The sequence below is a fragment of the Staphylococcus caeli genome, from assembly GCF_900097965.1.
GTDB lineage: Bacteria > Bacillota > Bacilli > Staphylococcales > Staphylococcaceae > Staphylococcus > Staphylococcus caeli.
The window spans coordinates 267,888-279,849 of sequence record NZ_FMPG01000002.1; the positions used below are offsets into that span (position 1 = coordinate 267,888).

Genomic DNA, 11,962 nt, shown 5'->3' on the forward strand with positions numbered 1-11,962 from the left:
CAAAGATTTCCAACAATAAATAAGTTGATATTTCCAATTGAATTAGATAATAACCAATCGTAGAATTTAATTTTCATCAAATTAGCAATTTATGATGTAATTCGTTGTTAATTTTGTATATTATAGTACGCAATGCAAATTTATTTTATAATTTTTAAACAATGAGATGGGTAATAAAAGTTAAACATCTATATACTATTTTTTAAAAGATTGCACTTTAAAATAGTTTGCAAATAACAAAGATAGTGATTTTTTAATTTTTGACTATTAAATTTGACAATTCACATTAAAAACATTACCTTCATTTGTATCAATTATAAATACAAGTACAAGAAAGGAATTTACTTATGCAAATACTATTAACTGGAGCTACTGGACATTTAGGCACACATATTACAAATCAAGCTATCAAACAAAATATAGAAAATTTTAGTATTGGGGTTAGAAACATCAATAAAGTTTCTGATACGTGGAAACAAGCTTTAGAAGTTAGAGAACTGGATTATTTCAATCAAGAAAGTATGGTTACTGCATTCAAAAATATTGATTTAGTTATTTTTATTCCAAGCATTATTCATCCCTCATACAATAGATTGCCTGAAGTTGAAAACTTAGTTTATGCTGCAAAAATAGCAAATGTTAATCATATTATGTTCATTGGTTACTATGCCGACCAATATAATAACCCCTTTCACATGAGTCCTTATTTTGGTTATGCAGAAAGATTACTTGCAAGTAGTGGCTTAAATTATACTTATGTTCGAATGGCAATGTATATGGATCCACTTGTTGACTACCTCCCAGAATTAGCAGAATTAGGAAAGCTTATCTATCCAGTTGGAGATGGAAAAATCAATTACATCTCTAGACACGATATTGCAAAAGGTATTATTGCTATCTTATCTAATCAAAATCTATTAGGACAACGTTACCTCTTATCAGGTCACACGTATTCTATGACAGAATTGGCAAGTATTTTATCTAATGTTGCAGGTTCTAAAATTAATTATGATCCCGTTTCATTGGATACTTTTGGCAAGATGTATGATGAACCTAAAGGTTTTGGTCCATTGCTCGCTTCTATGTATAAAGCAGCATCAATGGGACTTTTAGAACAACACAGCTCAGATTTCGAAAAATTAACAGGTGATCAGCCTGAAACATTCGAACATTTTTTACAACAAAATTATTAAAAATAGTGTGAATTTATGCTCCTATAGATAAAGGCACAAAACAGCAAAACATACTTTATATATTAAAAACCCTTGAGCCAAAATAACTCAAGGGTAATTTAATGATTATTTGTTATTTAATTTTAATGCTTCGTCATTTGCTTCACGAATTTGTTTTAGTAATTGATAATCTTCAATAAGTGATTGACCATATGAAGGTATAATTTCTTTCAATTTAGGTTCCCATTGCTTAATTTGTTCAGGGAAGTTTTTCTCAATAACTTCTAAAGCAACTGACACTGAAGTAGAAGCACCAGGTGATTCTCCTAACAATGCAATTACTGAATGGTCTTTTGAATTAACAACTTCTGTTCCAAATTGAATGAATCCTCTACCGTGTTCCTTCGTATCTTTGATAACTTGTACACGTTTTCCAGCTTGCATGATATCCCAATCTTCATCTTTCGCATCAGGTACAAAGCGACGCAGTTCTTTCATGCGATCAGCTTTTTTAGCTAACACTTCTTGAACTGAATACTTAATAAGTGGGAAGTTCTTGGCTGCTGCTGATAACATCGTTACAACATTGCTTGTATTAATAGATTTAAATAAATCTAAATTAGAACCATTTTTCAAGAATTTAGGACCAATTGCAGCAAACGGACCAAATAATAATGATTTTTCATCTTGAATGTAGCGTCTATCTAAGTGTGGAACAGTCATTGGCGGTGTACCTTCAGGTTCCTTACCATAAACTTTCACTTCATGTTTAGCTACAACTTCAGGGTTGTTACATACTAAAAACTCACCAGTAATCGGGAAGCCACCTAAATGTTTGCTTTCTGGAATGCCAGTTTTTTGTAATAATGGAATTGCTGCTCCACCAGCTCCGATAAATAGGTAATCAGTGATATGGTGCTCTATTTTCTTAGTTTTTAAATCTTTTACTTTAACTTCCCATTTACCATCTTTGCGGCGACTAAAGTCTTGAACTTCATGTTTATAGAAGAGCTCAGCATTTTCATGTTCATTTAAATTTTTAGCCATTTTTCTAGTAAGTTCACCGAAGTTAACATCTGTACCTTCATCAATCTTACTAGCTGCCACTATTTCGTTAGGGTCACGCCCTTCCATCATTAATGGCATCCACTCTTTTAACTTATTATGATCTTCTGTATATTCAATTCCTTTAAACATTGACAGTGGTGATAAAGCTTCAAAGCGTCTTTTCAAGAAGTTTACGTTTTTATCACCTTGTACAAAACTAAGATGCGGTAATGGGCGTATAAAAGCTTGAGGATTCTGAATTTGATTACTTGTCACTAAATGAGACCAAAATTGTTTTGAAATCTCAAATTGCTCGTTAATCTCTTTTGCTTTTTCAACATCGATTGAGCCATCTTTTTGTTCAACCGTATAGTTCAATTCACATAATGCAGCATGTCCAGTACCAGCATTATGACGTTCATTGGAACTTTCAATTCCAGGTTTGTCGAGTCTTTCAAAAAGTTTAATATTCCATTCTGGTGCGAGTTCTTTTAACAATGTGCCAAATGTTGTACTTAAAACACCAGCACCTATTAAAATAACGTCTTTTGAGTTTGAATCTCTCATCGCTGTTCCACCTTTCGTATTCACTTTTCAATATAAAATAATGTTTAATAGTTTCATATAACACATTGATACATGTCTTCTGTAAACGATGTTCATATATCATATGACAGCCTATTAATATATTTTTCTCGATAAATATCTCTCATACTATATGATAAAACAACCCTCAAAAATTGTAAATTATATATTACAAGTATATGAATTAATTTGAATTTAATATTCCTATTTAGTAAAACTATTCAATCACTTATTTATAATGATATTATCTATTAAACGTGCTTTACTAAATTTAACTGCAAGTGAAATAAATATATCCCCCGAAATTTCATATTGCTCAACAAGTTCAGGGTAGCTATAAATTGCAACAGTTTCTACATGACCACTCGTATGTTCTTCTATATAAGTACGCATTGCTTTAATGATAGTCTCACTATTGCGTTCACCATGATCATATAATGATTGTGCTAAACTTAAGCTTTGATATAAATGCGCAGCTTCTGCTCTTTCATCCTGTGTTAAATATATATTACGTGAACTTTTCGCAAGTCCATCTGCTTCTCTTACAATGTCTACGCCAATTATTTCTATAGGATGATTAAAATCTTCCACCATTTTTTCTATAATAGCTAATTGTTGTGCATCTTTTTTTCCAAAATATGCTTTATGCGGTCTAACAATATTAAACAACTTATTAACAACTGTTACAACACCATCAAAATGACCCGGTCGCTCGGCGCCTTCCAATACAGTTGCCAAACGACCAGCCTTCACTTCAATTATTGGTTCAGATGGATACATTTCTGCTTCACTTGGGAAAAATATATAGTCTACCCCTACCGAACTTGCTTTAGACATATCACCTTCAATATCTCTAGGGTATGATGCTAAGTCCTCATCAGGTCCAAACTGCAATGGATTAACAAATACACTTATTACAGTAATATCATTTTCAGCTGCAGACATAGACATCATTTTCAAGTGTCCTTCATGTAAAGCACCCATTGTTGGAATAAATCCAATAGTGTGCTGTCTGTCTTTGTGATTATTTATAATCTGGTGCATTTCTTTAATTGTTTTGATAATTCTTATCATTCTGTGACCTCGTTCATCACTTGTTTTTTATATGTGTGTGCTTCACTTGGAAATTCCGAATTTTTTACTTCTTGATTATATTGAGCTAATGCATCACTACCTATTGAAAAATCGCCATACTGTTTCACGAATTTCGCTTGATGTTCAACGCCATAATTCAATATATCGTGATAAACCAAAACTTGTCCGTCTGTATCTTTGCCAGCACCAATTCCAATGACTGGAATCTGTAGTTTCTGAGAAATTTCACGCGCCAAATCACTTGGAACAGCTTCTAAGACGAGCATGATTGCTCCCGCTTGTTGTACTGCATATGCATCTTCTATAAGTTGCAACGCCGCTTCTTTATTATTGGCTTGCATTTTATATCCCATAATACCCACGCTTTGCGGTGTTAAACCCAAGTGCGATACTACTGGAATGCCCATATTACTGCAGTTTTTAATATACTTTGTCAAATGAGCACCTTCTGCTTTGATCGCATTTGCATTCGTTTGTTGATAGAGTCTGATTGCATTTTCTAAATCATATTGTTCATTCACGCCAACTGCACCAAATGGAACATCTACTACAATATAAGTGTCAGGCGCTCCACGTCTTACTGCCTTTGCATGATGCATGATATCTTCAACAGTTACTTGTACTGTACTCTCGTAACCTAAAACGGTCATTCCTAATGAATCTCCTACAAGTATGATATCTATATTTGCCGCTTCAACTTGTCTAGCGCTTGGATAATCATAGGCTGTTACCATTGAAATCTTTTCTTGATTATCTTTCATTGTTTGTAACTGTTTTAACGTTTTCAATTAAAATCAACTCCACAATTTGATATATTATTATTGTTATTCATATATTAACCAATCTTTTTAGAAAAGGAAATACAAAACATGATCAACATTGCCGTTATCGGTCCCGGTGCAGTAGGAAGTACAATTGCATTTGACCTTAAATATTTGAATTCTAATATACAGTTACTCGGACGTCGCGCTGAAACACTTCAATTTTATACAAATGGGGACACAAAGACAGCGTATACTTTAGATGTTGCGCCGCTTCATGTACATCATCAACCAGTTGATGTGCTTTTTATTGCTGTAAAAATACCACAACTCGATTCTGTCCTATCTGAATATAGTCATTTATTACATTCAGAAACGATTATCATTTTAGCGCAAAATGGACAGGGACAATTATCTAAATTTGATCATCCACACGTATATCAAGGCGTTGTTTATATTAGTGGGCAGAAAAAAGGTAATATAGTCACTCACTATCGTGATCATAAGATTATATTAGAACGTAATCTCCACACTCAAAAACTATCTAAATTAGTTGCGGATTCCGCGCTCAATATAGAGCTTACTGAAGATATCAATAAAGCTATTTGGTATAAATTGCTCGTTAATTTAGCGATTAATAGTGTTACAGCATTAAGTCGTTCCACTGCTTCTGTGTTAGAAGTCCCTGGTATGAAGACGCTTTGCAGACAATTACTCTTGGAAGGTATAGCCATTGCTAAAGCTGAGCATATCTTGTTTGATCATAAAATTGTCGATGATATTCTTGAAATATATGAAGGCTATCCTTCTAATATGGGGACCAGCATGTATTATGATATCCTGGCTAATAAACCATTAGAGATAGAGGGCATTCAAGGCTATTTATTTTCTATAGCTAGAAAACATCAATTAGAAACACCCATACTCGATTCAATCTATGCACTATTACTTGCACAACAACCAATAATAGACAAATAAAGCGCATACCAATAACTAGTATACGCTTTATTTATATAATGAAAGTTGAATTTCTCTTTATTTAATTGTTAAAAGTTCATATACAGTTCATAAATAAGATTTATATTACCATCATAAACAATATGGAGGTAATAATAATGAAAAAATTAATGTACAGTTCTGCATTTTATACACTCTTAGGGTTATTAAGTGGCCTTTTCTATCGTGAAATGTCTAAAGCTGAAAACTTTACTGGATATTCACAGTTAAATGTTACTCATACACATTTACTAGTACTTGGTACGATTATGTTTTTAATTTTTATGATTATCGAATATCAGCTAAAATTAACTAAACACAAACAACTTTTCAATAGTTTCTTTTATATTTTTCATTTAGGCGTACTTGTAACTGTCGCTATGCAATTTATTAACGGTATTGCTGCAATGAAAGGCTTCAGTGTGAGTCCTGCAATTGCTGGTATTGCTGGATTAGGACATATCATGATTACACTAGCTTTCATTTTATTCTTTGTCTTATTAAACAAACGTATCAATGCACTTACAACTGCAAAGTAAGGCTTTTAAGACTTGTTACACATACAATTAAATTAAACCTAGTACATAATCAATGGTATGCGCTAGGTTTTTTGCTTACTATTTTGTTTTTTTATTGTCAATCCATTGCATATAAGTTGCTGTCTTCCATACATACTCCAACGGACCTAATTTAAAGAATTTTAACCATAAGACGCTTATTGTCATTTGTGTGAAATAAATGAACAGACAAATCCATAAAGTATCTATATATGTCCAATGCGCTCCTGTAAAGGTAATTAATACTAAATAAATCAGTAGTGTTTGTCCAATATAATTTGTCAAAGCCATTCTTCCATAATACTTTAATGGTGCTAATAGTTTCCGTGACCAATTCACATTTAATAATAAAATAAGACACGATGCATAAAATATGCTCATGGAAGGAGAGAAAATAAAAATTAAATGATTATAGTGATCAACGGCACTGATATATTTTTCTGAATTTTGTTGTTCCTGTGTTGTTAATAAATCGATTTGCGGTACAATATAATTTTTTTCTAGCATATACCAACCTAGTATGGATATTACACCAGAAATCGTAGCAACGAGACCCCATAATCTTTTATGGTTTTCAAATTTGAAAATCAGTCCAAATTGAGCAGATGCTAAGCCCAAAATAAAATATGGTAATGGTGTTAAAATTTTAGCATTTAAATATAACGTTAAAGTTAGTATAATTAATCCCAATACTAAGTTAATATATTTATTTAACTTAAAGAACGGAATTACAATTATGCCAAATATTGCATAGACCAATAATGCTTCACCTGGTTGTAATAACATGTGTAAACAACCAAATACAGCAAGTACGAAAATACGTCTAAGATATATAATGTATTTATTTCCAATCTTATACTCAGCTCTTTGCATAAAAATATAGAATCCTATACCAAATAAGTATGAAAATATGGTAAAGAATTTACTTTCTATAAAGAAATCTAAGAATTTTCTATAGGTAATATCCGAAGATAAATCTGACGCTCCTAGATTCGCTATTGCAACAATGTTCACTAGTATAATACCTAATAAAGCAAAACCTCTTAAAAAATCTAATGTTTCTATTCTATTATTAATTTTCTGCAAGCCAATACTCCTTTGCTTTCTATCATTTAAAACTACATATTTATCTTTATGGTTATTGTATTTTATCAAAGTAACCCTATCGTCACCCTATTTCTATGTGAAAATGATATGACAATTTTGTTATGAAAAAACTGCAAATTCTAATTCAATTCATTAGAATTCGCAGTTTGGTTTTAATTAAGAATTTATCTTAATATAATTTAATTTTTTAACTTTGATTTAGTGTGCTATTACTTATAATCAATGACCATAGAAATCAATGTCTTAACCTTTCCAGGATTAATATAACTATGCGCTATGTCTGACTTGAATCTCAAGGCATCACCTTTTTTTAACTCCAGTACTTCATTTTCTAAATGCATTTCTAATTCGCCCTCAGTAATAATGATAGATTCCTCTGAACCGGACAAATGTGGTTCAGATTGTAAAGTCGCTCCAGGATCTAGCTCAACGTAAAAAAACTCAAATGATTTACTTTTTTCAAATGGAAAATAAGGATAAACGCGATACTTTCCTTCATCTTCAGTGACAGGCACAACTTCTTCCTTTTTCACTTGTATATAATCAGATTCCGCTTCACTCATTAGACTACTGAATGATAATTTTAGACCATTACTTATTTTCCATACTGTGTTTATCGATGGAATTGTGTTCCCTTTTTCAATTTCATTCAATGAAGAGGTACTGACACCTGTTAATTTAGAGAGTTTCTCCAAGCTAATTTTGTTTTTCTTTCTATATAAATAAATGTTTTTAGCTACTATTTTATGAAATTCCATCATAAAGACCCCTTTTATAATTGACTTTCCACTAAAACGGATATAAAATCCTTTTAATAGGAAATATCCCGTAAAATGGAATATCCTCCAACTATTTCCATGATAACGGATGATGTGAGGAGAATGCAATTTGTTTATATCATTTATAGTTTATACATTTTTCATGAGTTACACACCCGGTCCTAACAATTTATTAGCATTGGATGGCGCTTTACGTAGCGGAATGAGAGGTACTATGCATTTTTTATTCGGAATTGGTTTAGGTTTTTTAACTTTGTCGCTGTTATGTTTAATTTTTAGCGAGTATATGGCAACATATTTTGAAAGTTTCATTTTAATTATTAAAATTTTTGGTTTCTTTTATTTATTATATCTTGCCTATTCAGTCTTTAAGCACAAAACTGATGATGAAAAACAGAACAGTAAATATCGTCTAAGAGATGGACTTTATCTTCAATACATGAACCCTAAAACGATTGTCTATGTGCTGACTGCAATCGTAACATATGTCACTACCCAAAACTTAAGTTTATTATCATCAATGAGCTATACACTTATTATCGCTCTTATTGGTGCTTCTGGTGCTGTTGCATGGGCAGCAATGGGGCTATGCTTCAAAAAACTATTATTGAAATATAATTCAATTTATAAAATTTCAATGTCTATTTGTCTCATTTTATTAGCATTTATGATACTTTTAGAATAAATGCGATATATGTAAAGGAGAAACTTATGTTTTTAGCTTGGAATGAAATTAAGCGCAACAAATTGAAATTCAGTCTTATCATTGGCGTTTTAGTAATGATTAGTTACTTGCTTTTCTTATTATCCGGCTTAGCCAGCGGGTTAATGAATATGAATCGCGAGGGTATCGATAAATGGCAAGCTGATGCAATTGTGTTAAATAAGGATGCGAATCAAACGGTCGAACAGTCCCTATTTAACAAAGAAGATGTTTCAAATTCATTAAAAAAACAAACAACTCTGAAACAGTCTGGCGTTATTATTTCTAATGGCACGCATGAAGAGAACGCGCTGTTATTTGGTGTTACTGACAAATCGTTTTTAGTGCCAAAAATGATTGAAGGGAAAAAATTCCATAAAGATAATGAAGTCATTGCAGACGAGTCCTTAAAAGATAAAGGCTTTAAGCTAGGCGATAAACTATCGCTATCACAATCTGATGAAAAATTAAAAATTGTGGGCTTTAGTGAAAGTGCAAAATACAATGCATCACCTGTGCTATTTTCTAATAACAACACAATTCAAAAATTAAATCCTTCTCTATCTTCAGATAAAACAAATGCAGTCGTAGTCAAAGATGCGAATTGGCAAAAGAAATCTCTACCCAATAATTTAGAAGCCATTAAAATCGAAAACTTTATTAAAAACTTGCCAGGATATCAAGCACAAAATCTAACACTTAACTTTATGATTATATTTTTACTTGTTATTTCTGCAACAGTAATTGGTATTTTTCTTTATGTAATAACACTACAAAAAACAAATCTTTTTGGGGTATTGAAAGCACAAGGCTTCACAAATGGTTATCTAGCAAAAGTTGTATTATCTCAAACATTTATCATTGCTTTAATTGGTACGCTGATTGGTTTAATTTTAACTATAATTACGAGTGCCTTTTTACCATCTGTAGTTCCAATTAAATTTAGTATCGTGACATTAACCATTTATGGTGTTGTACTGATTGCTGTTTCATTAATTGGCAGCCTTTTCTCAATTCTAACAATTAGAAAAGTAGATCCACTGAAAGCCATAGGATAATAAGGAGAATAGACATGCTAGAATTTAAAAATGTAACTAAAAGCTTCAAAGATGGAAATCAAATCATTGAAGCCGTCAAACCTACCACAATCAAATTTAATAAAAATGAGCTTATTGCGATTATTGGACCTTCAGGATCTGGTAAAAGTACATTCTTAACTATGGCAGGTGCCCTACAAACACCCAGTTCCGGAGAAATCATTATAAATAATAAGCGTATTTCTCAAATGTCGCAAAAAGCATTAGCACATACAAGAATGGAAGAAATTGGTTTTATTTTGCAATCTACGAATCTTGTTCCCTTTTTAAATGTTAAACAACAATTTAAATTATTACAAAAACAGAAGAAAAACGTTATGTCTGAAAAAAACTATACACAACTAATGAATCAACTGAATTTAAATGATATTGTGAATAAACTGCCAAGTGAAATATCAGGTGGGCAAAAACAACGTGTCGCGATAGCGAAGGCACTTTATACAAATCCCTCTCTAATACTAGCCGATGAACCCACTGCTTCCTTAGATACTGACAATGCTATGGAAGTCATGAATATCTTAAAAGAACAAACCGCTAAAAAAAATAAAACTGGTATTGTCGTAACGCATGATGAACGTTTAACTAAATTCTGTGATCGTGTATATCATATGGAAGATGGTATTTTAAAAGCTAAATAAAACACGCCGTTACTTATTTAATGCATCATATGTAAGTAACGGCGTTCTTTTTGTTAAATAATTAAATTCATTACTAATATGAGACCTAGTCCAACAACAGATAACATTGTTTCTAATAAAGTCCAAGTTAAAAATGTTTCTTTCATAGTTAAACCAAAATATTCTTTAAACATCCAAAAACCTGCATCATTAACATGTGAGCAAAATATACTTCCTGCTCCAATTGCTAATACTACCAATGAAATATTTACATCCGTTGACTGTAATAACGGTAATACTATTCCAACAGAAGATATGGCCGCAACAGTAGTTGATCCTAATGCAGTACGTAACAATGCTGCTGCAAGCCATGCTAGTATAAGCGGTGACATCTCTGTTCCTTTAAATATCTCAGAAATAGTATCACCGACACCACCATCGATAAGTATTTGTTTAAAGGTACCACCACCACCAATAATTAATATCAACATAGCAATTGGTGTTATCGCATTAGTTACTGTATCCATAATTTGCTTCATGTTTTGTTTTCTTCTAATTCCCATTGAATAAATCGCAAACAAAACTGCAATTAGCATCGCTGTAACAGATGTTCCAATAAAATAAATGAAGCCTTCAACACCTTTTGCATGACCTTCTTCATTTCCTGTTATAAGTTGAACAACAGTTGCAAATAACATTAAAATAACTGGTAAAAGAGCTGTAAGTATACTTATACCAAAACTTGGAGAATTATCTTCATCCAACTCTTTTACTTCACCCACTGCAGCTTGATTTCCTTCTCTGCTAAAAGCATCCGGTGTTAATCTATACGCTATTTTCGGGAAAATCCCCCCCACAATTATTGCTAATGGTATACCGATGATAAAACCGTACATTAACACGTGACCAATATTAGCATTCACAGCTTCAGATATTGCTACTGGTCCTGGGTGTGGAGGTAAAAATCCATGTGTCACTGCAATCGATGTAGCCATTGGTAGACCAACTTTGAGATTTGAAATTTGCATTCTCTTAGCTAACGTAAATACTAAAGGTATTAATAAAACAAAAGCTACCTCTAAAAATAAAGATATCCCTATAATAAATGATGCAATAATCATTGCCCAAGTTACATATTTTTTTCCAAACACATTGATTAGCGTGTCAGCAATACGTGTCGCTCCACCACCATCTGATAGTAATTTCCCTAATATTGAACCTAACCCAAAAATAATAGCAATATGTCCTAATGTGTCTCCCATACCTTTTTCAATAGTTTCAACAATTGAATCTAAAGGCATTCCAAGTAATATACCTGTAACCATAGAAGTAATAATTAATGAAATAAAAGTATTTAACTTAAACCACATAATCAGCATTAATAATATAATCACACCAATTACAACTGCGATGAGTGGCCAAAATTCTCCCAACATAAATCTCTCC

Annotated in this window: 12 protein-coding genes; 6 read left to right on the forward strand and 6 right to left on the reverse strand. The window is 32.1% G+C overall.

The window, feature by feature from the left end; genetic code table 11:
* Positions 1-347 precede the first annotated feature (347 nt).
* Positions 348-1,193, forward strand: coding sequence for an SDR family oxidoreductase (locus BJS11_RS04120; protein ID WP_069995517.1), 846 nt, complete (start codon positions 348-350; stop codon positions 1,191-1,193).
* Positions 1,194-1,298: 105 nt separating this feature from the next.
* On the opposite strand, the gene mqo is transcribed toward BJS11_RS04120, so the two are convergent.
* The 3 genes from mqo to panB all read right to left on the reverse strand — a co-directional run bounded on the left by mqo (position 1,299) and on the right by panB (position 4,687).
* Positions 1,299-2,786, reverse strand: coding sequence for a malate dehydrogenase (quinone) (mqo, locus tag BJS11_RS04125; protein ID WP_069995516.1), 1,488 nt, complete (start codon positions 2,784-2,786; stop codon positions 1,299-1,301).
* A 243-nt stretch (positions 2,787-3,029) separates the two neighbouring features.
* Positions 3,030-3,878, reverse strand: a complete 849-nt coding sequence (gene panC / locus BJS11_RS04130; protein ID WP_069995515.1) for a pantoate--beta-alanine ligase — start codon at positions 3,876-3,878, stop codon at positions 3,030-3,032.
* Positions 3,875-4,687: a 3-methyl-2-oxobutanoate hydroxymethyltransferase gene (gene panB, locus BJS11_RS04135; RefSeq protein WP_069995514.1), complete on the reverse strand. Its 813-nt coding sequence runs from the start codon at positions 4,685-4,687 to the stop codon at positions 3,875-3,877. The genes panC and panB overlap by 4 nt, the downstream gene beginning before the upstream one ends.
* Before the next feature lie 81 nt (positions 4,688-4,768).
* On the opposite strand from panB, the gene BJS11_RS04140 reads away from it, so the two are divergent.
* Both BJS11_RS04140 and BJS11_RS04145 read left to right on the forward strand, forming a co-directional pair.
* A complete protein-coding gene (locus BJS11_RS04140) occupies positions 4,769-5,638 on the forward strand; it encodes an oxidoreductase (protein ID WP_069995513.1) in 870 nt (289 codons plus the stop codon).
* A gap of 137 nt (positions 5,639-5,775) precedes the next feature.
* A complete protein-coding gene (locus tag BJS11_RS04145) occupies positions 5,776-6,195 on the forward strand; it encodes a DUF2871 domain-containing protein (RefSeq protein ID WP_069995512.1) in 420 nt (139 codons plus the stop codon).
* 78 nt (positions 6,196-6,273) lie between these two features.
* Here the strand turns inward: BJS11_RS04145 and BJS11_RS04150 are convergent, their stop codons facing one another.
* Positions 6,274-7,299, reverse strand: coding sequence for a DUF418 domain-containing protein (locus BJS11_RS04150; protein ID WP_069995511.1), 1,026 nt, complete (start codon positions 7,297-7,299; stop codon positions 6,274-6,276).
* Positions 7,300-7,529: 230 nt separating this feature from the next.
* Positions 7,530-8,078, reverse strand: a complete 549-nt coding sequence (locus BJS11_RS04155) for a helix-turn-helix domain-containing protein (RefSeq protein ID WP_069995510.1) — start codon at positions 8,076-8,078, stop codon at positions 7,530-7,532.
* Positions 8,079-8,208: 130 nt separating this feature from the next.
* Between BJS11_RS04155 and BJS11_RS04160 the strand changes: the two genes are divergently transcribed.
* Genes BJS11_RS04160 through BJS11_RS04170 form a run of 3 tightly spaced genes read left to right on the forward strand, consistent with a single transcriptional unit; the run spans position 8,209 to position 10,537 of the window.
* Positions 8,209-8,784 (forward strand): LysE family transporter, encoded by a 576-nt coding sequence (locus BJS11_RS04160; protein WP_069995509.1) that lies wholly within the window; start codon positions 8,209-8,211, stop codon positions 8,782-8,784.
* Between the two features lie 26 nt (positions 8,785-8,810).
* A complete protein-coding gene (locus BJS11_RS04165; protein WP_069995508.1) occupies positions 8,811-9,860 on the forward strand; it encodes an ABC transporter permease in 1,050 nt (349 codons plus the stop codon).
* Between the two features lie 14 nt (positions 9,861-9,874).
* The gene (locus BJS11_RS04170) at positions 9,875-10,537 is read left to right on the forward strand and encodes an ABC transporter ATP-binding protein (protein ID WP_069995507.1); all 663 of its coding nucleotides are present in this window, start codon (positions 9,875-9,877) and stop codon (positions 10,535-10,537) included.
* 53 nt (positions 10,538-10,590) lie between these two features.
* Here the strand turns inward: BJS11_RS04170 and BJS11_RS04175 are convergent, their stop codons facing one another.
* Positions 10,591-11,952 carry a gluconate:H+ symporter gene (locus BJS11_RS04175; RefSeq protein ID WP_069995506.1) on the reverse strand — a complete coding sequence of 454 codons (1,362 nt, stop codon included), beginning with the start codon at positions 11,950-11,952 and terminating at the stop codon, positions 10,591-10,593.
* Positions 11,953-11,962 lie beyond the last annotated feature (10 nt).